Here is a 24,763-nt window from a genome sequence, read left to right as displayed (position 1 = left end):
CCCCATTTTACGAGACACGGAAACCGAATGGATCTGAAATCACTGATTCGCGATATTCCTGACTTTCCCAAACCGGGTATTGTCTTCCGCGATATTACTACCCTACTCAATCATCCCCAAGGATTACGTTACACGATCGATACCCTAACGGCAAAGTGTCGCGATTACGGTTTATCCCCCGATTACATTGTCGGTATGGAATCGCGGGGTTTTCTCTTTGGTGTGCCTTTAGCATACCAATTAGAAGCGGGATTTATTCCTGTCCGGAAACCGGGCAAATTACCCGCCGCCGTTCACAGTATCGAGTATGATTTGGAATACGGAAGCGATAGCCTCGAAATTCATCAGGACGCGGTGGCATCCCATCATAAAGTCTTAATTGTCGATGATTTAATCGCGACGGGAGGGACGGCGAAAGCAACAGCCGATTTATTAGAAAAAATTGGTTGTGAGGTGTTAGGATTTGCCTTTATCATCGAGTTAATCGACCTCGGTGGTCGGGAAAAATTACCCGATTTACCGATTATTACCCTCATCGATTATTAGGTTTTTTTAAGTACCTAAGCAGAATTAATTACACATTTCGCTAACACTCTGGCAAGAGTGCCTATCTCAAAAATGGCAATTAATTCTGCGCGACTATTTGTCTCCTGACTCCTGAATTGGAGTCCCCACTAGGAAATTAACTTGGCATGATTACTTATGACGGCGACCGATGATAATTATAAGGCTAAAACCGCTCGATCGAGTGCTAATGGGTTACAATCTCTCCTAACTAGCGAAACTTTTTTATATATTGTCAAGCGTGTTCTCCAGGGTTTATTAACTCTGTTGTTGGCCTCGGCTTTGAGTTTCGCTATTATCCAATTAACCCCCGGCGGTTTTCTGGCTTTGCTTGACCTTAATCCCAAGATTAGTCAGGAAACTAAAGAACAATATATTGCCCTTTTTGGTTTAAAAGACCCGCCGATTGTCCAGTATTTTAAATGGTTGTGGCAAGTGGTAACTCAGTTTAATTTTGGTCTGAGTTTTACCTATTTTCGTCCCGTGTCTTCCCTATTATTAGAGAGAATTCCAGCGACGTTATTAATGTCTTTGACTTCCATTATTTTAACCTGGGCGATTGCGATTCCCTTGGGCATTCTCAGCGCCGTCAAACAAAACCAATTTATCGATAAATTTTTCCGAGTTATCAGTTATCTTGGTCAAGGTTTTCCCAGTTTTATCACTGCCCTTTTACTGCTAATTCTCGCCCAAAATGTCTCGCCGCTTTTACCGGTGGGTGATATGACCAGTATTAACTATTCGGAATATTCCCCTATCGGTAAAGTTTTAGATATCGCTTGGCACATGATTTTACCAACTATTGCCCTGACAGTTACCAGTTTTGCAGGATTACAAAGATTGATGCGGGGACAATTGTTAGATGTTCTGCGACAGGATTATATTCAAACCGCCAGGGCGAAAGGTTTACCAGAAAATAAAGTTATCTATGTTCACGCTTTACGCAATGCTATTAATCCCCTGATAACTCTTTTGGGATTTGAATTTTCTAGTTTGTTAAGTGGGGCATTTATCGCCGAATTTTTCTTTAACTGGCCTGGATTAGGTCGTTTGATTCTGCAAGCTGTGACTGCCAAAGATTTATATTTAGTTATGGGCAGTTTAATGATGGGGGCTACTATGTTGATTATCGGTAATCTTCTGGCTGATTTACTTCTCAAAGCTGTAGATCCTAGGATTAAATTGGAGGATTTAAAGTAGGGTGATAGGGAAATTTCAGCTAAATTTCCCACTACCCAACGGGTGCATCTCACATTTGCAGAAATAGGGACAATCAGCAATTATCAGTGACCCTTAAATTATTACAGATGTATCAGCAGCTGCGTGTAAGCATCCCACCGAAAAACTAATGCGCGGGGGGTTTGGAGGCGGCGCCACGCCCCCAACGGGGGGTTTGGGGGGTAGAACCCCCCAAAGGCTTGGATTGAGTGGTAAAATCGGAAGTAATGACCAATTTTAGAAGATAGTTTCCCTTTAAAAATCCCAACTCAGTAGATTTACAAAAATGGGATGTACCCCCACCCAACCCCTTTTTTCCTTTTCACTTTTCACTTAATAAACTATGTTAGCAACTACACATTATTTACTCAGGTCAAAACAAGACGGACAATACCTAGTAGCGCGTCTGAGAAAAGGTGAAAGCGAAACTCCAGCTAGTTATCTGCTTCTGTTTAAAGAATCCTATGATGCTTTAAGTTATATCAATACCCATGCTCAGGATTTAGCCAATAATTTTTCTGTGGAAACTCTCTCAGGAACACAATTAAAGGGACTAATGCAGCGATGGGGATTTGCAGGAATTGGTTTAGTTAGTGAACCGTTGGAACCACAGGTGCAGTTTTTAGCCTACGAAAAAGGATTTAATCTCTAAACTATGAAAACGCTGTTAATCACTGGAGTTAGTGGGTTTTTAGGTTGGCATATTTACCAAAAAACTCGCTCATCTTGGGCAAGTTTCGGTACATACCTTAATCACAATGTCAATAGTAATGACCCAAATTTAATTAAAATTAATTTAACAGACTTAGCCGCAGTTAAAGAACTTTTTCAACAGATTAAACCCGACGCGGTAATTCATGGGGCTGCCCAATCAAAACCGAATCTCTGTCAAGAATTTCCCCAAGCATCCGAGGCAATTAATCTGACAGCTTCTCTAGAAATTGCCCGTTTATGTAGTCAATATCAAATACCCCTAGTTTTTACCTCTACCGATTTAGTTTTTGATGGTAAAAATGCCCCCTATTCCGAAAATGATCCCGTTTCTCCAGTCAGTGTCTATGGTGAGCAAAAAGTAGCGGCAGAAAAGGGTATTTTAGCAATATATCCTCGGGCAGCTATTTGTCGAATGCCGTTGATGTTTGGTTCCCCTTCTCCCAGCGCTAATAGTTTTCTGCAACCCTTTTTAAAAACCCTGCAAGAGGGAAAAGAATTATCTCTATTTACCGATGAATATCGGACGGCTGTTGGGGTTAATAGTGCGGTGGATGGTTTACTTTTGGCATTAGAAAAAGTGCAAGGGATTATTCATCTGGGGGGTAAAGAAAGAGTTTCTCGTTATCAATTTGGTTTACTAATGGCGGCAGTTTTTAACCTTCCCAGGGAACAAATAAAACCCTGTTTACAGTGCGATGTTCCCATGAGCGCACCGCGTCCGCAGGATGTTTCTCTTGATAGTTCGCTTGCTTTTTCTTTAGGTTATCAACCATTAAGTATTAAAACCGAATTAGAGGCAATTAGAGATGAAATTATCTGAACAAAAGCGGACTATATTAATCATCTTACTCCTTTTTTTTACCGCTATTCTCATGACTAATTATTTCGAGGTAGGGATGACGGGAGTGTTAGCTTTTTTCGTTGCCTATCTTTCTAAAGGATTGCGAAAAGTTAAGTAGGGTATGTTGAAAAAGCCTGAAATGCCGATAGGAAAAAGGTAAAATACCCTAAAAGTCCTGCACTTTTTTTATTCAGTACAGATGTATATAATCTTGGCGGCAACTCCATCAGAACCAGAATCATTTGAACTGCCCTTTGCAACTTAATTGGCGTATTTACCTACTTATTTTCCCGAATTCTCTCCTATTTTATTCTTTTCTTAAGTCATTTTTTAAGCATTTGGTTATAAACTTGTAGTGAAAGAATTGGGAAAAACTCTTTGTCTTGATAAAACTTTTTTTCATCTTCAAAGACAACTAAAATATAATGAGCTTTGTTATCAGGACTGACGATAATAGCCGCATCATTTCGATTATTAAATGTCCAGCCTATCTTAGCATAAAATTGAGTGTTAACGGGGGGAGATTGACCTAAAAAGTCTTGGATAGGATTAAAAGGTTTTTCTTTCCACGCTTGAGGATGTAAATCTCGTTTAATCAATTGTTTAATCGCTTGGCTATAAGCTGGTGAAATGGCTTGTTCTTGCTCAATTTCGATTGGAAATTTTCCAATTTTCACTCTCTTTTTTAAACCAATAAATAACATTTTTGGGTCTATTATACTGATCGTGATAAGTTTAACTAATCAATGATTGGCTGCTAACAGCGGTGAGTACAGATGTTGAAAATTTCTTAACCCATAAGTCTGACGCAAAATTACACGAATACGATTATTTAAAACTTATTTAGATGCTGAACAGCTTATTAACAAGTAATTTAGATAAGTCTCTTGCATAATTAATTTTTGAGGGTTCAAAAACGTCAAAAATAAGGATTAACGGCTCTTCTAGGTTCTGTGTGATAAGTTTAACTTACTATATGATCGATCAATCTTTGTGTCTTTGTGGTTCGTTCCACCCCCTCGCTAGGAGGAATGTATCTTAGAATACATTTTACCCACTAAACTCAAGAGAGCCGATTAAATGGCATAAAATCTGTAAATAGACCATTTAATTGATTATTATTCATTATTAATTCTCCTGACTACTGACTTCTAATCCTAACAACAATTTTTGATTTTTACAAGAAGTCTGATGATTTGGTATTCTCAAAAGGTTTACTGGCTATGGTATGATTAAGGGGGGTTTGTTAAACTATGATATTTTTCATGATCATCTGTTTTTATATGATATCATGTTAAGAAAAATTCACGCTCTAAATTTGGGTTTAAATTATGATAACTACACTTATCGAACGAGAAGCAGAACCAATTTTAATTAGTGACTTAACCTGGAGAGAATTTAAAGCTGTTGAACAGCTAATCGATCGCCCAGGGTTAAAGTTATCTTTTTTAGATGGAGTTTTGGAGATTAGAAAAATGCCAGGGAAAAAACACGAAACTATCAAAAAACGTATTGCTTCCTTAGTAGAAATTTATTTAGAATTTTTGGGATTAGATTTTACTCCTACTGGTTCTGTCACCTTAGAAAATGAATTTGAAAAGGTTAAAAGAGAAGGTGATGAATCTTATGAATTGGGAGCAAATAGAAAACATCCTGATTTAGTGATTGAGGTGGTTGTTAGTAGTGGAGGAATTAATAAACTGGAAGCATACAAACGGTTACAAATTCCTGAAGTTTGGTTTTGGATGAATGATGAGTTATTGTTTTATAGTTTAGGAAATGAGGGATATGAAGCTGTTAGTAAATCGCAACTTTTACCGAGTTTAGATGTAGGTTTATTGATGCGTTGTATTGGTATAGAAAATCATGCTCAAGCACTGCGAGAATTTAGAGCAGGGATAAAAATTATTGAATCAACATAACAATATAAAATGGTAATTTTTTAAGATTTTTTTATCACCATAACTCCAATTTACGAAAGCGATCGCTTATTGGTAGTAAGCGATCGCTGTCTCCTGCAATTTCATTAATGCTCAAATTCAAGAGCCGACTAATTATTATTCGTATTGCTCGAAGAATTAAGAATGGGGAGCATCTCACCTTTGTAACCCCTAAATCAGGTTTTTATGTCAAGCTATTTTGAAAGCCTTGCTAGAAACAAGTTTTAGTGACAAGTATAATTACTCATTTGCATAAATGAGATTCTCCCTTAAGAATGAAGAATGAAGAATTGTTTTTACACAAAAAAGTTACTAACTGAAATTGAACCGACTCCAGGAAGATTTCCTTGATAACCCGTGATATTGATCATCAGATCATCAAAAGGAGAGAATGAAGAATCATTGTCATTAACAATTAAATAAGTTCCACTAATACCTGGAGTTGATACTTGAACAATGGCAGCACTGTTGCTTCCTAACGCTTGATTTCCAATCGTGCGTCCATTAGCATCCCCAAAAACGTTGTTTGCAACAATACTTAAAGTGGATGCAGTACTATCTGATGCACGAGTAAAAACAGAAGGTGCAGATCTTTCCAAGCCAGCCTTTGTTAAAAGATCAATTTTATCTCCTCCAATTTTAAAATCAGTAATGCGATCAGGAGCTAAAGCCGATGATTGTCCAAACTGAAATATAAAGGTATCATTACCTTCTAACCCAGTTAGCGTGTCTGCCCCCGCATTACCATTGATATAATCCGCTTTCTGAGTACCTTGTATTACATCACTACCAAATCCCCCAATAAAGTCATTGTTCTCAATCGTAGCAATTGCGGTAGAAGTTGTAATTGAAGCCCCATTAGTAGGGTAAATAAGTTGAACAGCAAACTGCTCATTTTTCTCCTGCCGAAAATCATCACGAGTTTTGATAAAAATCGTTTTTGACGATTCTCCTGGCTGAAACGTAATAAAACCTTCCGTGGACTCGATGTCAGAAAAATCTGCTGGATTGCTGCCTACACCATTAACTTGATAATTAACTGTATGGGTGAAATTTAATCCACCTTCTCGTCGTACCGTAAAAGACAAGACCCCACCTTCTGTTACTATCGAGTTACTTGGTTGTATGATTGATAGCTTGGATAGACTGGTAGAGATATCGATTGTATATCGAGTATCTTGATTAAATGTTAGAGAACCAGTACCCAACACTTCTATTACATAAGACCCTTTTTGGGCAGGAAAGTTTGTGGCAGATATTCCTGGGCTTAAAACCCCTGGTGTACTCCTCCAGATAGTGCTGCTATCGATTCGTCCGTCTAAATTTTTGTCCAAACCAAAAGCTGCGCCTAAAAAGCCAACTGATGCGCTAACACTAATTGTCATTGATAAATCTGACGGAAGGGAGAATGAAAAAAAATCATAATCTCCAATTGGTACTGTATCTGATAGTGTTAGGTCAGATGTCAGAGTTCCTAAATAACGTGTTGTTGCCATTGCTCAATACCTCATTTTATTTTTTATTTAGGGTTTGGGTGAAGAGAGAATGGGGAATAACCACTCTCTCTTTAAGTTGCAGACTGATTAGTCAGTTTAGGGTTTGGATTCGTTTCTTGGTGGCTGCGGTGGTGGTGGTGGCGTAGAACGACCAGCTGCAACCAGTGCGCCCAGTGTAGCAGCACATAAGCCGACGAACTTTGCTACATTAGCCCATGACTTTTCTTCTGACATATTTTTTCCTCCAAATAGAGAGAATGTTGTTTCGACACCCGTATTATCCTTTTTCTTTGAGGGGGCGACAAGACCCAGTTCCGACAGGTATAAAGGACAGATTCGACAGATTCGACATATTGGAATACTCTGTCCTTCGGCAGTAGTTTTGAAAGAGAGAAAACGTACTCTCCCAGAATTGTGCTATACTGATACAAGATGTCAGACTTTCGTTAACTCAATCTCAAGTTAAACTGGGAGCATCTCACCTTTGTAACCCCTAAATCAGGTTTTATGTCAATCTATTTTAAAAGCCTTGCTAGAAACCAGTTTTAGGGACAAGTATAATTACTCACTTGCATAAATGAGATGCTCCCGTTAAACTTTTCTCAAGACGTATTTCTAAAGGACGTATTTCCAAAGAAAGGAACAATCAACTATGGGTAGATCTATTGGGATAACCGATCAAGGAAGGATACTATTAAAGGGACGACTCCAAGAACTAGGTATTAGTCAGACAGAATTGGCTGGTAAATGTTTTTTATCTGAAAAAACTATAGAGCGACTCTTTCAGAAACACAACATTGATCGAGCGAATCTCAACGATGTTTGTGTTTTTTTGGGAGTACCAGTTAGTGAAGTAGTCGATCCAGACGAATGGAATAGACTGCAAAATCTCGTTAATCCTCATAACCCAGCAGGAGAATTTAATCAAATTGAACAACATATTCCTAGACAGATTTTCAAAAATATTGTTGATGACAAGACAAGGGAATTTGTCGGAAGGGAATATATCTATGATCAAATTGATGAATATTTGAAGGATGAGAGTTTTCCTTCAGGCTATATCATTCTTAAAGGTGAGCCTGGTATTGGTAAAACAGCATTGATGGCCAAATTAGTGAGAAAGAGAAAGTGGATTCATCATTTTGTCACTGAAGGAACTGATTCAACCGAAAGTTTTTTGGCTAGTATTTGTTCTCAACTGATTGTTAAATATGAATTACCTTATTCAAAATTGCCTGAATGTCAACCAGAACAAAGAATACTTACTTACAGAAAGTTTATAGATGAAGAGCTATTGCCACAAGCAATAGAAAAAGCGAAAGATAACACAGTAGTTATTTTAGTGGATGCTTTAGATGAAGCAAAGAGAAGTCCGTTAGATGGGGAGCTTAATATTCTTGGTTTGCCTAAAGCCTTACCTCAAGGTGTGTTTTTCATTGTTACTTCTCGTGAAGCAGACGATCAGCATTTCTATGTGAATAATAATAAACGAATAGATATCAAGGATGATGATGAAGATAATCTCAACGATGTTCGGCTATATGTCGAGAGTTACTTAAATGATCCTGGTGTAAGGCAACAAATCGAGAAATGGCAGGTTAGTGATGCTGATTTTGTCGAAAAGATCACTAAAAAAAGTGAAGGCAACTTCATGTATTTATTCTATGTAATGACAGATATTAAAGAGCAAAAACTATCAGAAGATATTAAGGATAGTATTCATGATTTACCGCAAGGACTGAATGGATATTACAATAAGCATTGGGATTTTATGGAAAAATCTTATAAAGATAGATTCCGAGAAATAGATGAAAAGGTTATCAGAATTATCGCTGCTCTCCACACACCTGCTTCTATCTCATACATTGCGGAAATTAGTAAATTCCCAACCAATACAGTATCAGAAATTATTAACCTGTGGCGTAATTGTTTTAATGAAATAATAGAAAACAATAAACAGCACTATCGTATTTATCATCGAAGCTTTTATGATTTCTTAAAAAGAAAATTACACTTTGACGATATAACAAGTTTTGATGTACAACCAAATAAGCTTATTGTTGAAAATATGTTAAACAAGCTCCATAGGAGGAAAGCATGATAATTTCTCAAAACAATCCTCTAGCTGAATTTGATCTATATGAATTGGAACAATTAGCTTTCCATTTTAAAAAAACGCCATATAAACAGGAACTTCATGAAATCCTTTCATTAACAACCGAAAAAGGACAGCACGCTTACCTAGAAGCTTTGGAGTCTGCTGTAGAGTCTGCTGTTTGTGCAAATAGTTTTTTAGAAAAACACAGAAAAGATAGTTTTTTAGAAAATATAATAGCAGCCTGGGAAGAAGCAGAAAGGGAATATATTAACGGTGAATATCTATCGAAATCAAAAGCGATTGCACTGCAACTTCGTTACGCCCTAATTATGTCTTCTTTTAGGACTTTTACCAATGACTACTCCGATGAATTACTGGTATTTTTAGCCAAAAATAAGCATTGGAAAGCAGAACAATGTCTTGCCTACATATCTCAACGACGTAATGAGGATCAAGAACTGGAAATCTTAGCAAAAATTACTCCTTACTATCCAGACAAGTTATTGCCCAACGTATTAAAGTTAGCAGAATCAATTGACAGTAACTCAAAAGTATGGGCTATTATTGAATTACTGAATTATTTTCCTGAGAATCAAAGATTAAAGCAATTATGTTTGGACAGCCTTTCTTTAATCAATGACTTGGATGATCAGGTAGGAGCGTTGACTAGAATAGCTAAAGCAATTCCCGATTCTGATGATATTTTACTTTCTGCCTTAGAAAAAGTTAACAATATTGAAAAAGAATCAGAACGTATAAGTGCTTTAGAAAAAATTGCTTCTGTTGTTCCTAAAAGTCTTATTGTAATTGATGAAATCTTAAGAGCAATTAAAGAATTGCCAGATTTATCGCTGCAAATTGAGAGTTTTGAAAAAGTCCTTCCATATATTGATGATGTCTTTTTTCCTGAATTTATTACTGAAGTCAACAATGTATTGGTTAGCAAAATTGATTTTGACCAAGATTTTGACCAAGAGAATATTTATGATATTTACTTAGTTTCTCAGATGGTCAATACCTTATCCATTGAGATTTTTAATAGAAAACCAGAAGAACGGTTTAATATTTTTGCTCAAGCATTGTCTATGGTTTCATTGATTCCAGAGCCTAAGCACAAAGCCAAGGCACTTATACAGATAGGCCCTTACTTACCAGAAGAGTTAATTCGAGATTATTTAGCAATTAGTAACGATATTGAAAATGAAGAAAGTGTTCTAGTCCTATTTGCAATTTATCAACATCTTCCTGATAACAGTTTACCTGACATCTTAGAATTACTTCTTCGTCTTCCTAGAGTGGATGGGGTAGAAGAAGAAATTCTAGAAGGATTTGAAACCTTTTCCAGAATTTCTGAATTTTTCAAGCATATCGTTAAAATTTCAGTCTTGCCTGTAGAAATATGGTTTCAATTATTGGATATTATTAAGATATTTCCCAATAAGTTTTGGATCTACTATTTTTTTAATGAAATTGCTCATCTTCTACCTGATGAACTACAAGAAAAGACAAGGGAAGTTGCCAATAGCATAGATGAAATAAGCATTAAAGGTCTAACTCTAAATATAGTGGTTAAACGATACCCTGAAATTTTGCCTGATGTATTAAATCATGATAGCAGTATTGCCAGTAGTTTGAAAGACTTGGCGATCGCTTATCCTGACAATCAAGAATTCTTAAATCAAGCCTTAAACGAGATTCGTGCAATTACCTATCACAACGATAAAACTGAAAGCTTAGTAGAATTAGCTTTAAATTTTACCCATTTAGTCCCTGAAGCCTTAGAATGTGTTAAAAGACAAAAGGATTGGCGCAATCAAAATTTAAATAAGCTAATACCTGTAGCTAGTGCTGATCTTTTGGATGAGATATTGGTTACAGCAAGAGCTATAAATGACGATCACTTAGCTTTTTTAACTGTTATCAAAAATTTGATTGTTCATGCGTCACAAGAATTTACGCCTGAGATTTTTGATTTATTTTCTACTCTTTATGAAGATTCAGATAAACAAGAAGCTCTTTGTTTATTCTGTCCTTATCTACCGATTGATTTATTTCCTCTTTTCTTAAATGAGATTGATAAAATCCATGATGAATATTATAAATGCCAAGCTTTGCAGAAAGTTATTACTTCTTTACAGGGTCAAATATTACCTAAATATCTCACAGAGATTTTATTGATTGTTCGCTCATTTAAGAAGCCTAAATTTAGAGCAAAGTTACTGAGAAAAATTGCCAACTTTGCCCCTGATGTTTGGAGTGAAGCTGTTCGAGATGTTCGCCTAATTGAAAACGTTTCTGAGAAAGTCAAAGCTCTGACTGAATTCTTATCATTTTCCCCTAGTATGCGTCAAGAAATGTTAGAAATTGCGTTAGGTATTGAGGATAGGGTTAAACGCGCTCTTGCTTTGGTAGAACTTGTCCCTTATGAGCAGAGCAGTCAGCTAATAAATCATATTTTTGATATCGTTAATGATATCCCAGATTTATACAGCAAAGAGCAAATTTTGGAAAAATTATTACCCTATTTATCAAATTCTGTTCGTCAGCAATTACTTCCAAAAGTTTTAGAGTTAACCTTGCTTAACAAAGATAATAAAGCCGTAATTAATACAGGTCTAGTATTGCCTTATCTGTCTAGCGATATGTTTGAACAGCTTCTTGATGATTTAGAACAGAGAAATTTTATTGATGATTCAGAGAAGAAAAATTTTATGATGAAATTTAATTTTGGAGCTTTTGCAGAATATGTTCCAGAAAAGCTAATGATTAGAACTTTGAAGTTATTTTCTGAAAATGGACGAGAACAAGTAGCCTATGAAAAAATTGCCCCACGCTTACCAGAAACTTTCAAATCAGAAGCTCTTGACATTGCTTTGGGTATAAAAAAACAATATATAAAAACAGAAGTTCTTAAAATTTTAGCCCGTGTTTTACCTGAAAACTTAATCTTAAGAACTCTAGAAGCAGTTGCATCTATGGAAGGAATTTCACAGGAAGAACGTGCGTTACTTTGTAGCTTTATTGTTCCTGAAATAGTAGGTAATCATGCAGAATATTTCTATTATCTATGGAGAGCAAGAATCTCTTCATATTCTTATAATCGTCAATCTTTATTGGAAGAAATTAACAATTTAATACCCATAATGAAACAACTTTGGGGTGATGAGGTAATCACAGAGGCAATACAGACTGTGAAATGGGTTTTATATACTTTTCCGTAGCTTTAAGGTGTTGGAATAGATCAACATTTACGCCCGAATTACAGTAATTCTATACTGATTTTCCGTCACCAACACCTCAGTTGATAACCTTTCTTCCATTGGTAAAGCATTTTTACGCCTATCAAAGATAAATAACCAACCAAAATCTAAACCCAAACATCCTAAATAAGATTCTAATTGTTCAATTTCATCAGCTTGAGGATCGCGCTTTTTATCCCGCCATACTTTCAATTCAATCCCTAAAATTACATCTTTATAACGCAGACATAAATCCATTCTATCGCTACCAATTGCATATTCCCTTTCTAAAACTCCCCCACCATTAACCACACGATGTAAAAAAGCCATTAATACAATATGGGGGGCAATTTCATGGTAAGCATCACTACTTAATAATGGTTCGACCTGTTGTCGCCAAAATTTGAGAAATGCTGTTAATAAAGCATCTATATTTAATTCACCTTTTGCTGTCAACCAACTAGGACTAATTAAAGGTAAACTGTCCTGAGTTCCTTGTACTAAAACGCGGGGAATTACTTCACGATATATGGGGTTAGAAATAACTAATCCCCCCATTGGATCACGTATTAATAATCCTAAATCTATTAAATATTGCCTATCATCTGCCAGGGTATCGGGTAAGGTTTGCCCTGCTAAAATCGGTTGAATAATGTTTTTAACTCGTTTTTCTCTGAGTTTTTCCGCTAAACTATATAAATGAGTATCCTGACGATTAATTAATATTTCTTTGGCTGTTAAGATATGTTCTTTAGTAATAGTAATACTTCTATCTTTTACCATTTTTTCTACAATTTCTTTAGCTAAAGCATTGACTAGCCAAGGTTGTCCTTGGGTTAAATCATAAGCTGTTTCTATTGCTTCTGATGTGAAAAGTTGTCCAGTTGCTGCTGTATGTTGTTGATATAATTCTCCCACTTCTTCGAGATTAAAATTTCTCATAGTCAGAGAAGCAACTTTGATATTAAAAGGACTGGATGTATTTAATCTATCACTACCTCCCGATGCTACTTTATAATCTCTCACATCTCGTAAACCAATTAATCCTACTGACGAGGGAAAATTTTCTGGACGTTTAGGAAAACCATCTCTTAACTGTCGTAAAATAGAAATTAATGTTTGGTCTTGTAAAGAGTCAGTTTCATCTATAAATAATACTATGGGACGATTGATAGCTTTTGCCCAACCTCTTAAAAAAGCCTTAATTCTGCTTCCTGGTTCTTCCTGTTGCCATTGTTTAGCAGCTGGTTGTAATTCTTCTGGTAAACTATCCTCAATTGTATTATACCATGCCCCTAAAATTGCTAATTCTGCGGCAGTAGGATCATGATTAAATGCACTTCCTACTTCTACAGATACCATGACTGCGGCATAATTTCCAGTATCAGTTAATTGTTTTGCTAGGGATAACATAGCGGTGGTTTTCCCCGTTTGTCGTGGTGCGTGAAGGACAAAATAACTACGTTGTTGAATTAGCTCCTCTAAATCTGGTAATCTGACTGTGGGAGAGAGCATATAGTGGATATCGTTGGAACAAGGACCTGCAATATTAAACTAGCGAGTCATAGAATTTTGGTAATAGGTGAACTCTTTAAGTTTAGACATTTTTTATGCTCCCGATACATTATTAAAACCACTAAATTTGCTAATGAGAGTTGGTTAATTCGGCAATTAATTGTTCAGGAGTGATAATTCGTGGTGTGACAATGGGGAAATCTTGAGGATTACGGGTAATAATTGCATCCAATTTATTAACTACCGAGGTAGAGTATTGAATAGAATCTTCAAAATCCTGAAAATTGGTTGTGAAAGCCATTATAATTGCAGCCTGATTTACTGTAGCAATTTGACAAAAAGTAATTAACTGCTTTAAATAAGTAAGCGTCCAATCTCGACCTCTTGCCTTACGGATAATATAATACAAATCACTAAAAGTTGAGGCGGCAATATAACCTGCAATTGTGCCTTTTTCAATTAGTGATAAAACTTGTTCACTTGCATTCCAAAAAGGTTCTCTTTCTAAGTCATTATCAATAATGATATTAGTATCTATCAGGATTTTCACAGGTTATATTTATCCTTTAAATATTCATATTTAGCTTGATCTGGATCAAAGTCTGCCGGAATGGCAGGGGCATTTTCAAATAAACCCTGAAATGCTTTGATCCTAGATTTTCTTTTTGGTGTTTCTGGTGCTGATTCAGTGGTTGGGGTTGTGGTATGATCAAGGGTGTCTGTGGCTGCCCAAACTACAATTTCCACGTTTCCCGGGGGTAAGTTCAGGGGTTCGGTAATCAGCAAGTTACCAGATTGATCAATTTTTACTTTGAGTTTGTATGCTTGCATGATGTTTTTTATGATACTCTGCTTTTATATCATATCATAGTCAACAAAATTCACGCTCTAAATTTGGGTTTAAATTATGATAACTACACTCATCGAACGAGAAGCAGAACCAATTTTAATTAGTGACTTAACCTGGAGAGAATTTAAAGCTGTTGAACAGCTAATCGATCGCCCAGGGTTAAAGTTATCTTTTTTAGATGGAGTTTTGGAGATTAGAAAAATGCCGGGTAAAAAACACGAAACTATCAAAGAACGTATTGGTGCTTTACTAGAAATTTATTTAGAATTTTTGGGATTAGATTTTACTCCTACTGGTTCTGTCACCTTAGAAAATGAATTTGAAAAGGTTAAAAGAGAAGGTGATAAATCCTATGAGTTGGGAGCCAATAGAAAACATCCTGATTTAGTGATTGAGGTGGTTGTTAGTAGTGGAGGAATTAATAAACTGGAAGCATACAAACGGTTACAAATCCCTGAAGTTTGGTTTTGGATGAACGACGAGTTATTGTTTTATAGTTTAGGAAATGAGGGATATAAAGCTGTTAGTAAATCGCAACTTTTACCGAGTTTAGATGTAGGTTTATTGATGCGTTGTATTAATACAGAAAATCATGCTCAAGCACTGCGGGAATTTAGAGCAGGGATAAAAATTATTGAATCAACATAACCATATAAAATGCTGATTTTTTCCGCCTATCTAAAGATTATGGGTTAACTTAACAGTTGCAGAATGCCGAGAATTAAATTCTCAATATTCTATCAAAAGGGAACAAGTTTTTAACCGTTTCATCGCATCCGTATTATTAGAAGAAAGACGAGCAGGTAATATTCCTGCTTGGGAAGGAATTAGGATTGTAAGAGAAAGAATTTAATAGCGATATGAATCCTTTGAAAGACAGTATTTTTGGGAAAATGCTCTCATTTCATCAACTCAATAACCAATCTAGATGATACTGTAAACATTGTTTGAGGTCGTAGCGTTGCTTGATAGTTTCCCTGGCATTTAAACGCAGATTTTGCCAACCCTGGGGATAATCTAACACTTCATCCACGCGATCGGCTATTTGTTGGGGAGAAAAGAAATCCACTAATAAACCATTTTCCCCATCAGTAATTAATTCTCGCACGGGGGGAGTATCGGAACCAATCACCACGCAACCCATGGCCATGGCCTCTAACATTGACCAAGAAAGCACAAAAGGACGGGTAAGATAGATATGGGCCGCTGATGCCTGTAAAACCTGTTTATATTGACCGTAGGGCAGAGAACCGGTAAAATGCACCCGGGATAAATCCAAAGAAAGGCTTTCTAACATCAATTGTTTATAGGTTTTGCCGTCCGGTAGAGTTTTCCCATAAGCGACCCGATCCTCCCCGACAATCACGATATGACAGTTAGGCCGACGGGCTAAAATTAGGGAAACAGCCGTCATAAATTGGGGAAAACCGCGATAGGGTTCCATTCCCCGGGTTGCATAGGTGACAATCTCCTTAACACCAGATAAATCTAAACCTATCTCTGGAATGACTAACTGCACATCGGGACGGGGACAGAAATAGTCCGTATCGATGCCATCGTGTAAAACCGTCAGTTTCGAGTGAAATTCGGGGGGAAATTGTTGTTTTTGCCAGATAGTCGGCGATAAACCTCGATCGCAACTGACCAGATCGATCAGGATCGTCGCATTTTTAATTCTAATCCGGGCCTCGGCATCAGCATTAAGGGGATCCGCTGGATCAAAATCAGCATCGGAACCATGGGCATGATAAAACCATTCAAAATAGGCTAAAAACTTAGTTTTCGGGAAAATATCCTTGATAAATAGGCCCGGCCCCCAGCCAGAATGTGCATAGACAATATCGGGATAAAATCCTTGATTTTTCAGTTGTTGGCAAACACCATAAACCGCTTGACCTTGTAAAACCGCACTTTCAAGGGGACGGACATAATGATGGGTTTGGGGAGAAACAGCGCGACTTTCCTTGTAAATAAATTTTTTTACCCCCGCTATCTCTCCCTGCTGCCGGGTAGTGCCGAAAATCACTTGATTTCCGGGGTCTTGAGCCAAAACCGTGATTAAATGGCGAAATTGGGCGGGAAAATTGGAATGAAGGAATAAAAATTTCATCGCGGGTAAAGGTTTAGAAAAAGCGATCGCTAATCGTACATTGTCCCTGAAAACGGAGCAGATGATCGCATAATACCAAAGCCATCATCGCTTCCACCATCGGGACCGCTCGGGGTAAAACGCAAGGATCGTGTCTTCCTTTGGCTGCCAGGGTGGTTTCTTCCCCGCTGCGCGTCACGGTTTTTTGTTCTTTACCGATAGTCGCGGTCGGTTTAAAAGCGGTGCGGATAATAATATTTTCACCGTTACTGATTCCCCCTTGAATGCCCCCCGAACGATTGCTCGTGGTGCGAATTTCCCCGTTATCATCGATAAAATACTCGTCATTGTGTTCGCTGCCGGTTAAGAAGGTTCCCGCGAATCCCGATCCGATTTCAAATCCCTTACTCGCGGGTAAGGACATCATCCCCTTAGCTAAATCGGCTTCTAGCTTATCAAAAACGGGTTCTCCTAGACCTTTCGGCACATTTCTGGCTACACATTCCACCACACCGCCGATCGAGTCTTTATTCAGGCGAATTTGGTCGATCAGGGCGATCATTTTGGCGGCCGTTTCCCCGTTGGGACAACGCACTATATTACTTTCCACCTCGTCGAGGGTGACGGTGTTGGGGTCGATGATTGCCTCAATATCTTTAATTCGCTTCACATAACCGATAATCTCGACATTATAGACAGATTTAAGGATTTTTTTAGCGATCGCTCCTGCAGCCACCCGGCCGATGGTTTCCCGGGCCGAAGATCTGCCTCCTCCTTTCCAGTTGCGAATGCCGTATTTTGCTTCGTAGGTGGCATCCGCATGGGAAGGTCGGAATTTCTCGGCCATTTCGTTGTAATCTTGCGAACGAGCATCCTGATTCCGCACTAAAATAGCGATCGGTGTACCGAGGGTTTTGCCGTCAAAAACGCCCGAAATTATCTCACAAATGTCATTTTCTCGGCGCGGGGTCACGATTCTGCTTTGTCCCGGTTTGCGACGGTCTAAATCGATTTGAATCTCCTCTTCAGAAATTTCTAAGCACGGAGGACAACCATCGATAACCACTCCTACCCCACCCCCGTGAGATTCTCCAAAAGTGGAAACCCGAAATAGTCGTCCGAAAGTGTTACCCATAATCTCAATATCTACTAAGCCTCAAGCTTTTATTGTACCTGAGCGGTTATCAGTTATCAGTGATCAGTTATCAGTTATCAGTTATCAGATGTGAGTTTTTAGTGGACAGTCTTAAGTAGAAAATTGCCGTTTTCTTGTCACTGATGCCATTTTTCAAAAGTAATCGCAGAGATGGTTAATTTCCCTTACCCCCACAACCAAAGGGAGAGGGGAGTAAAATGCCGGCTCTCTTATTCTTTGTGTGATAAGTTTAACTTATATAAGACCGATCAATCTTTGTGTCCTTTGTGTTTTTGTGGTTCGTTCCATTTGCTCGCCAGCAGGAATGTATTTTAGAATACATTTTACCCACCAAACCCAAGAGAGTAAAATGCCTGCTACGAATAAAGGAAAATACTATGATTACTGTTTACTGATCACTGTTCACTGATAACTGAAAGGTCTCCTGTCTTCAGGTTAAGCTCCCAAAAAAAGGCTATTCTTTACCTTATATTCCTCGGCAGAAATTTGATGACTTCTTTGTTAGTTCACACATACCCTTCTCTTGTCAAGGGTATTTTAATTAAACGTTACAAACGCTTTTTTGCCGACATACAACTGGACAACGGAGAATTAATTACGGCCCATTGCGCTAATACCGGACCGATGACAGATGTATGCGTAGAGGGTCAACCGGTTTATCTTTCCCGTAGTGATAACCCGAAGCGAAAATTAGCTTATACCTGGGAGATGATTCAACTGGGGGAAACTTGGGTGGGAGTTAATACCAATCTTCCTAATCAGGTGGTGAAAAATGCCCTGTTGCAAGGGGTTTTTCCCGATTTGGTCAAAAATGACACCGAAGTGCGATCGGAAGTGGCCTACGGTCAAAATAACGGCAGTAGAATTGATTTTCTTTTGACCCATGAGGATAATTCCCTCACCTATATCGAGGTTAAAAATACCACTTGGAATCAGGGAGAAACGGCACTTTTTCCCGATACTGTCACCACGCGGGGACAGAAGCATTTACAGGAATTAATGGCTTTATTGCCGGCAGCGGAAGCGATTATGCTCTACTTTATCAATCGGGGTGATTGTGACCGATTTGCTCCGGGGGATAGTAAAGATGCTAAATACGGGCAGTTATTGCGTCAAGCAGTGGCTAAAGGAGTCAAGGTTTTACCCTGTCGCTTCCAAGTGACACCCACGGGAATTAATTATTTAGGTTTAGCACAATTGCAACTGTGAAACCAGTGGTTTAGAGGGACCAGCAAGTAATACTAAATCCGGTTATTAAAAACTGATGATTTATTCCCCCTTGCCTTTTGCCTCTTGCCTTTTGCCTCTCCTCATAACTAGCCTGTACTCAACGGATTTAGTATAAGCTTTTGACAAAATCCCCCAGACCGCAACTGACCTTGAAAAGCTTAGAGACACAGTTACCTGTGCCTCTACTCGGGATTTTGTCGATACATATTTGAGGTAATTTGTCAAGGTTTTTGATAACTAAATTCCGTGGCGCATTTTCTCTAATTTCTGTTGCACCTGAGCATCGAGAGAATGGAATAAAAAACGCCCTTTGGGACTTTGAGAAGAACTCTGGGATTTTCTCAGACGACGACCGGTTAAATCCACCTCGATTTCCAGACGTTGAGCGGAAATCCACTGGGCCCCATAACCCATAACGGTCATTTTTTGGGCATTATCAGAGGTAGCGACGATAATGCGTCCGATAGCCGGGGCGCGATTGTACCAAAAATCGGCGCAGGTTTTCTCGATATAGGTGTCGGCGGTTTGAGCGTGAGCGGTAAAATAAACCGATAAATGGTTAGTGTAGCGTTCTTGGCTGCCGGGGGTGTCTTGAAAGTAGGAATCGAAGACGATTTGGGTTTGATAACCCTGATGGTGGGTGTAACCGATTAGGGTTTCAATTAACTTGTCTCGCGCCGGTTCGAGACCATGGCGATCGCTAATTTTTTTCAGGGACGGCCAAGAGCCGATGACGTTGTAGCCGTCAACCAGCAGAAGGGAACGATCAGAAGAATTAACCATGGCTTTGAGAGTAATTGGTGTAGCATTAAGGGCAGTTCTAAAAAACAGCGTCCTAATGATATTAACAAAAAATTTAAGATTCAACCGCCACACTTGCCAATAATCTCGCTTTTAATTCTAGGGGATTTCCCTGATCCGCTACCTTGCCACCCTCCAACAAAAATGCTCCATCGCTGTAATCCAATTCATCAAGGCGATGCGTCACCCAAAGGGCTGTAATCCCCCGGTTTTTGACCAAGTTCTGCACTTGAGAGACTAATTCTATTTGGGTATCCCCATCCAAAAGGGCAGTGGGTTCATCAAAGAGCAAAACCTCGCAATGACGAGCTAAAGCCCCCGCAATGGCGATTCTTTGCTTTTGTCCGCCACTGAGAGCATAGATCGGTCGTTTTTCCATTTCTAATAAATTCACCGCCCCTAGGGATTCCCGCACCCGCGCCCGAATTGCCGGCGTGGATAAACCCTCGGATACCAACCCAAAAGCCACATCTGCCCCCACTGTTGGCATAACTAACTGATGGTCGGGATTTTGAAAAACAAAACCGAGGGGGTTAGGTATCTCTATTTCCCCGCGACTAGGTTTTAATAATCCCGCTAAGAGCCGCAGCAGGGTTGATTTACCGCTGCCATTTGTCCCCAACAACATCCAAAATTCCCCTCTAGGAACTTGTAAAGAGCAGCCATTTAATACTGATTTCCCATTCGGCCAGCTAAAGCAGAGGTCTGTTACTTTTATAGTCATGAATTATCAGTTATCAGTTATCAGTTATCAGTTAAGCTAAGACTTATTTAGGGCTTGCTGAATAAATGTGAAATGTAGGCAAGATAGGGGTTTTGTGGCTTTTCTTGCTCCCACAGGTACAAGATTTTGAGAGAATCGTGCTTCCAAACCTTGCGTCTTCATCGGCCCGAGTCCTGTAGGGGCGAAGCATTCGGGCAATAACCTATCGATGAAACCGTAGATTTTCTATCCGAATGCTTCGCCCGTACTTTTTGCCGCAAACCCTATTTAAACCGCTTATTCTTAATGATCAGCCCAATCTCCTCCAATCCCTTTACTGTTGCCCCTTGCAAGAGTGCCTCTTGACTCGTCTCAACGAGCAATTTAAATTATGAACAGCTTATCAGTTATCAGTTTTGAGTTTTGAGTTTTCAGTGGAAAGTGTTATCTAGGCGGTTGCCGTTTTCTTGTCACTGATTACTGATTACTGCTCACTGATAACTGATTCAAGAACTATTCTGTGGCTAAGGTGACAAACCCCGGCACTCTACCGGTGGATGCAGCCCCGGATTTTTGTGACACAATCACCGCACTGATCTGATCGCTCAAAACCGCCACCTTTTTATCGGTTTGTTTTTCGCAGGTTAATTCTAATAATTCGGGATTAGGCGATCGCATGGCGTTAATAATTGTTTGATACAAAGAGTCTGCTCCTGCTTCTTCCTTGCGCTGCACGGAAATGGGGATGGGCGAAAGTTTCAGGGTAATATCGATCGAATACATAGTTTAGCGTTCCCTTCCAAAAAACAAGTCAAAAACCATTGTATAGCAGGGGTTGGGAAGTCAGAGATCAGAGGTGAGTTTTCAGTTCACTGATTGCTGTTCACTGTGGGGATAACCCTAGCATCATAACCGATTGACTTTCATTCAGTAGTCGGTGTGCAGAGACGTTGTTAGCTGGCAATCACTTGCTTCAATGAATGTGCATGGTGCGTTCCCCAAAAATCTATCGGTGCAGCAGTAGGATCCAGATTAGGGAACGCACCCTGCATCGATAGCGATCGCACTATGGAGCGCAGCGGAATTGCCGTCCGCTGCAGCGCATTGTTGGGAGTCCATAAGTCTTTTGATCAGAGCATTACTCATTAGAATTGCTTTTTGGTGATCATTTTGTGCAATACTAATTACTTCTTCAGCATCTTCATCACTGATCATTTCAAATTGTTTCTGGCTTGGACATAGGCTATCGTTCAAATCCCTTGGTTCAAACTTGTCTAATTCATCACCATAACTTCGTTTATTTATTTTTATTATTTCCTGTCCAATATCACTGAGCAAATACACAAATAATTTATTAATACATTGTTCTCCGAATTTATTTGGATAAAAGGAATGAAAGCAGGTAAAATTTATTGCTGTTGTGAAATTGCGTATTACTTTTAACCTGCCCCTGCTAAAGACGCCGAATAAAATTGGAGCCGGTTTTCTCTTTTCAATTTTGTACCAGGTGTTCCTTGTTTTTGTAAGATACCTCCCATGGTATCCCAATTTTTCGCCTTCTTTTATGTAATTTCGTATTTCAGAGTTGTCGTGATCTTTTACATCTAAACAATGGACTGGCTTATCCTCATTGTATAGTATATTAAAATCATGCTCAGTAAATACTGCTTTGCGGATTTGAGAGCTTTTTGTAATACACTTACAAATATTATTATCACTCAACTTCCGTTGCTCAATTTTTGATTTTTTTAACGCAAAAAATTCATTTGCGCCAGTGGCAATACCTCTCGTAAACGTACCGTATAGGGACAACTTACAGAAGCCATTTGGAGATACTTGTTCAGTGAACAATGATGAAATGATAGGTGTCCACTTTTGGTTGTATGGTAAATTCGATGGTTCGATTTCCCACTGATAGAATTTACTAATATCAGATATTTTATCTATTTCATCACTTTTTTTGATCTGTAAAATTTTAATGGTTTCTTTTTTTCCGTCATTTTTACAAAGAAGCACACAAACGGTTGTCGTTGCCTCTGGGAAAATTTCTTTTTCATTGGCAAAGATTATTATTTGCTTCAATAAATGATTTTCAAGGAGACTTTTTTTGATTTCTTTTCCGTAGCCAGTATTAAAAAACTCAAAAGGCATAATATACGCCAAGTTACCATTGATTTTAAGTTCTCTTAAAGACTTGACAAGGAATACGGAAGAGATATTAGAGTAACCGATAAGTTTCTTACCTATTTTTTCTTCAATTTTTGGTAATATATCATGACGCTTAAGAAATTTCTGAAATCGCATATATGGTGGATTACAGATGATACCGTCAAAATTTTCAGTTTCAGCTTCGAGGTAATCACTATTGATAACTCTCAAATAAGGACTGTCACCATTACGATTGAGAAACTCAAATATATTTCTATCAATCTCATATCCCATGAAATGTACTTGATTACCTGAAGGTGTTTTTATTGCTTCATCATAAAAAACGCCTAAGCCAAACGCTGGGTCTAATACTGTTTCTGGATTATCTTTTAAAACCCACTGTACCATGAGGCGAGCAACGCACATAGGTGTAAAAAACTGACCGTAATCCTTCCTATGATTAAGTGGAGTTTCAGCTATATATTTTAACTCACGCATTAATAACATCCCTTAGAAATATTTTATTATCAAGGTATCCCTTGCCGCCTGCAAAAGTCACATAAAAAAGCAGACGACCCCTATCTAATTCTTTCAGAGCCGATTTATGTTCAGGCATATCAATTTTTCCAAGGACTTCTTTTCCAATTTGCACATTGATCTTGATCGTAGTTTTGCCTTGATTTTTTACATCTCTTTCTATTGAAAAATTATTTCCATCATTGTTATCGTTTGAAACCAGTGCCAAAATATCTTTAAATGATATTATATATGCCTTGTCAAAAAATACTTGTAGATAAAAATGCTTGACATTATATTTCTGAATCCACCTGTTGACCAAGGCAACATCTTCAATTTTTGGGGTAATGCCCAAATAATCGCGTTTGTGCAGTATTTTTATATTTTCTTTGAGATTCTTCAGTAATTCAGTTAGATTTCTTAACTCTTTTGTTGATGACCATGACGGACAACGAAAGTCTAATTCTCTAAAGGTGTCATCTGTAGCATTTAACATTAGATCGTAAATTGTCTGGTTTTTTCGCCTTAATAGATCACCCAGGTCGGTATTGATTATGTCTCGTCTAATTTCGTCGCATTTTTTAATGGCCCGATCTTGTCTGTCCCTCATGAATGCCGCATATTTGTCTGCTAAAAAAGAACTTGATCTTACTTCAATCGCAGCCACAGCCTGTCTTATGTGCTGATCATTTTCAATGTCAATACTTCCATCCGGAAAGTCTCTGACCTTAAATATCAAGATATCTGGCCTCTTACCTATCGCATTAAGTTCACTCTGATATTCCATATAGAAATCAGCAAATCCATCATCACCTGCGGCTATTGATTCGGAACGCCCATATTTAACAGCAAAATAATCACCAGAATATTCATTGACTGCCTTAAAGACGATTGTTTCAGCCCAATCACCCTGTTCCTTGTTCGTGAGAAATTCGGAGTTAGCCATTGTTGGGGGCTTTCCAGTCATTTGTATTTCAGTATCAATCTCAAGTGGTGATTGCTTTATCAGGTTCAGAATATCATCTTTGTACATGAATTCTCCTTCTTGTTCAGCCCAGCCATCAATTATACCGCCTCCTGCGATCGAGCAACCCTCTCCATCCTACTATCCCACTTCCATCGGTCCAACACTAATACATGAAAATTAATAAGCGCACTGTGGGGTTTAATCACCTCAATTTGGGGAGAATTACCCCACAGAGGTGTCCAGCATTCCACTAAAGACGTGAAGACGACAATACCAAGCAATTGAGGCGGCATATCTCCCCATCTCCCCAAACCCCCCCGCAACGCGCACGAAGTGGTCTCCCCCCGCAACGGCTCGACTGAGCTTCGCCGAATGTCGCCCAGCAAGTGGTCTCCCCGAAAAATTTTAGATTTTCTTAAGATCGACCTAAAAAATATTGGTCATTTTTTCCAATATAGTGTAAGTTAAGAAAAGTAAAGATTTCTCACAATTCTTCAACACATCTGCTGGCCTGCTCGGATAGATGGAGAAGAGAGCGCGGAATCTTAGCAATAATATACATTTTTCGGAGAAAACCCCCATGACCATTGCTGTCGGACGCGCCCCAGAAAGAGGGCTGTTTGATGCTCTCGATGACTGGCTCAAAAGAGACCGTTTCGTCTTCATCGGTTGGTCTGG

General features: G+C 38.5%; 24 protein-coding genes. 11 read left to right on the top strand and 13 right to left on the bottom strand.

The features are described from left to right. Positions 1–27 precede the first annotated feature (27 nt). From H6G40_RS16805 to H6G40_RS16785, 5 genes are all read left to right on the top strand, one after another. On the top strand, positions 28–546 hold the full coding sequence (locus H6G40_RS16805) for an adenine phosphoribosyltransferase (protein WP_002737799.1): 519 nt from the start codon (positions 28–30) through the stop codon (positions 544–546). Positions 547–702: 156 nt separating this feature from the next. Then, a complete protein-coding gene (locus H6G40_RS16800) occupies positions 703–1,764 on the top strand; it encodes an ABC transporter permease (protein ID WP_002736873.1) in 1,062 nt (353 codons plus the stop codon). A gap of 361 nt (positions 1,765–2,125) precedes the next feature. Then, entirely contained in the window at positions 2,126–2,434 is a 309-nt protein-coding gene (locus H6G40_RS16795) for a hypothetical protein (protein ID WP_002737657.1), read from the top strand. Between the two features lie 3 nt (positions 2,435–2,437). After that, positions 2,438–3,316, top strand: a complete 879-nt coding sequence (locus H6G40_RS16790) for an SDR family oxidoreductase (RefSeq protein WP_002754983.1) — start codon at positions 2,438–2,440, stop codon at positions 3,314–3,316. After that, complete coding sequence (locus tag H6G40_RS16785) at positions 3,303–3,455, top strand: hypothetical protein (protein ID WP_002737765.1); 153 nt, start codon at positions 3,303–3,305, stop codon at positions 3,453–3,455. The genes H6G40_RS16790 and H6G40_RS16785 overlap by 14 nt, the downstream gene beginning before the upstream one ends. 205 nt (positions 3,456–3,660) lie before the next feature. On the opposite strand, the gene H6G40_RS16780 is transcribed toward H6G40_RS16785, so the two are convergent. Then, a complete protein-coding gene (locus tag H6G40_RS16780; protein ID WP_002737324.1) occupies positions 3,661–4,041 on the bottom strand; it encodes a serine hydrolase in 381 nt (126 codons plus the stop codon). Between the two features lie 627 nt (positions 4,042–4,668). Between H6G40_RS16780 and H6G40_RS16775 the strand changes: the two genes are divergently transcribed. Then, positions 4,669–5,259, top strand: a complete 591-nt coding sequence (locus H6G40_RS16775; RefSeq protein ID WP_069474378.1) for a Uma2 family endonuclease — start codon at positions 4,669–4,671, stop codon at positions 5,257–5,259. 314 nt (positions 5,260–5,573) lie between these two features. Here the strand turns inward: H6G40_RS16775 and H6G40_RS22910 are convergent, their stop codons facing one another. After that, a complete protein-coding gene (locus H6G40_RS22910) occupies positions 5,574–6,773 on the bottom strand; it encodes a bluetail domain-containing putative surface protein (protein ID WP_199309446.1) in 1,200 nt (399 codons plus the stop codon). A 652-nt stretch (positions 6,774–7,425) separates the two neighbouring features. On the opposite strand from H6G40_RS22910, the gene H6G40_RS16765 reads away from it, so the two are divergent. Both H6G40_RS16765 and H6G40_RS16760 read left to right on the top strand, forming a co-directional pair. Beyond that, on the top strand, positions 7,426–8,874 hold the full coding sequence (locus tag H6G40_RS16765; protein ID WP_190538019.1) for a P-loop domain-containing protein: 1,449 nt from the start codon (positions 7,426–7,428) through the stop codon (positions 8,872–8,874). Continuing rightward, positions 8,871–12,092, top strand: a complete 3,222-nt coding sequence (locus H6G40_RS16760; protein ID WP_190538017.1) for a hypothetical protein — start codon at positions 8,871–8,873, stop codon at positions 12,090–12,092. Before H6G40_RS16765 ends, H6G40_RS16760 begins: the two co-directional genes overlap by 4 nt. 27 nt (positions 12,093–12,119) lie before the next feature. On the opposite strand, the gene H6G40_RS16755 is transcribed toward H6G40_RS16760, so the two are convergent. The 3 genes from H6G40_RS16755 to H6G40_RS16745 all read right to left on the bottom strand — a co-directional run bounded on the left by H6G40_RS16755 (position 12,120) and on the right by H6G40_RS16745 (position 14,456). Then, the gene (locus tag H6G40_RS16755) at positions 12,120–13,625 is read right to left on the bottom strand and encodes an AAA-like domain-containing protein (protein WP_081330837.1); all 1,506 of its coding nucleotides are present in this window, start codon (positions 13,623–13,625) and stop codon (positions 12,120–12,122) included. Between the two features lie 130 nt (positions 13,626–13,755). After that, complete coding sequence (locus H6G40_RS16750; protein ID WP_069474373.1) at positions 13,756–14,175, bottom strand: type II toxin-antitoxin system VapC family toxin; 420 nt, start codon at positions 14,173–14,175, stop codon at positions 13,756–13,758. Then, entirely contained in the window at positions 14,172–14,456 is a 285-nt protein-coding gene (locus H6G40_RS16745) for a hypothetical protein (protein ID WP_069474372.1), read from the bottom strand. Before H6G40_RS16745 ends, H6G40_RS16750 begins: the two co-directional genes overlap by 4 nt. A gap of 76 nt (positions 14,457–14,532) precedes the next feature. On the opposite strand from H6G40_RS16745, the gene H6G40_RS16740 reads away from it, so the two are divergent. Next, positions 14,533–15,123 (top strand): Uma2 family endonuclease, encoded by a 591-nt coding sequence (locus tag H6G40_RS16740; protein WP_069474371.1) that lies wholly within the window; start codon positions 14,533–14,535, stop codon positions 15,121–15,123. 259 nt (positions 15,124–15,382) lie between these two features. Here the strand turns inward: H6G40_RS16740 and H6G40_RS16735 are convergent, their stop codons facing one another. After that, positions 15,383–16,585: a glycosyltransferase family 4 protein gene (locus tag H6G40_RS16735; protein WP_190538015.1), complete on the bottom strand. Its 1,203-nt coding sequence runs from the start codon at positions 16,583–16,585 to the stop codon at positions 15,383–15,385. A gap of 13 nt (positions 16,586–16,598) precedes the next feature. Then, on the bottom strand, positions 16,599–17,699 hold the full coding sequence (gene aroC / locus H6G40_RS16730; RefSeq protein ID WP_190538013.1) for a chorismate synthase: 1,101 nt from the start codon (positions 17,697–17,699) through the stop codon (positions 16,599–16,601). A 241-nt stretch (positions 17,700–17,940) separates the two neighbouring features. On the opposite strand from aroC, the gene H6G40_RS23400 reads away from it, so the two are divergent. Together H6G40_RS23400 and sfsA are read left to right on the top strand one after the other, a co-directional pair. Further along, entirely contained in the window at positions 17,941–18,129 is a 189-nt protein-coding gene (locus H6G40_RS23400) for a hypothetical protein (RefSeq protein ID WP_232306221.1), read from the top strand. Positions 18,130–18,209: 80 nt separating this feature from the next. Continuing rightward, complete coding sequence (sfsA, locus tag H6G40_RS16725; protein WP_190538011.1) at positions 18,210–18,929, top strand: DNA/RNA nuclease SfsA; 720 nt, start codon at positions 18,210–18,212, stop codon at positions 18,927–18,929. A 258-nt stretch (positions 18,930–19,187) separates the two neighbouring features. Here sfsA and H6G40_RS16720 read toward each other — a convergent pair whose 3' ends face one another. From H6G40_RS16720 to H6G40_RS16695, 6 genes are all read right to left on the bottom strand, one after another. Beyond that, entirely contained in the window at positions 19,188–19,733 is a 546-nt protein-coding gene (locus H6G40_RS16720; protein WP_190538009.1) for an NYN domain-containing protein, read from the bottom strand. A gap of 73 nt (positions 19,734–19,806) precedes the next feature. Further along, positions 19,807–20,475: an energy-coupling factor ABC transporter ATP-binding protein gene (locus H6G40_RS16715; protein ID WP_042790790.1), complete on the bottom strand. Its 669-nt coding sequence runs from the start codon at positions 20,473–20,475 to the stop codon at positions 19,807–19,809. Positions 20,476–20,967: 492 nt separating this feature from the next. Beyond that, positions 20,968–21,237 carry a UPF0367 protein family gene (locus H6G40_RS16710; protein WP_123229920.1) on the bottom strand — a complete coding sequence of 90 codons (270 nt, stop codon included), beginning with the start codon at positions 21,235–21,237 and terminating at the stop codon, positions 20,968–20,970. Between the two features lie 249 nt (positions 21,238–21,486). Further along, positions 21,487–23,100: an HsdM family class I SAM-dependent methyltransferase gene (locus H6G40_RS16705; protein ID WP_123229919.1), complete on the bottom strand. Its 1,614-nt coding sequence runs from the start codon at positions 23,098–23,100 to the stop codon at positions 21,487–21,489. Beyond that, positions 23,093–24,151, bottom strand: a complete 1,059-nt coding sequence (locus tag H6G40_RS16700; RefSeq protein ID WP_190538007.1) for an AccI family restriction endonuclease — start codon at positions 24,149–24,151, stop codon at positions 23,093–23,095. Before H6G40_RS16700 ends, H6G40_RS16705 begins: the two co-directional genes overlap by 8 nt. Before the next feature lie 32 nt (positions 24,152–24,183). After that, positions 24,184–24,378: a hypothetical protein gene (locus tag H6G40_RS16695; RefSeq protein ID WP_123229916.1), complete on the bottom strand. Its 195-nt coding sequence runs from the start codon at positions 24,376–24,378 to the stop codon at positions 24,184–24,186. Positions 24,379–24,763: the final 385 nt, after the last annotated feature.

It is taken from the genome of Microcystis viridis FACHB-1342, from assembly GCF_014698335.1.
In the GTDB taxonomy this organism is placed as follows: Bacteria; Cyanobacteriota; Cyanobacteriia; order Cyanobacteriales; family Microcystaceae; genus Microcystis; species Microcystis ichthyoblabe_A.
This window is presented reverse-complemented; position numbering and strand designations above follow the sequence as displayed.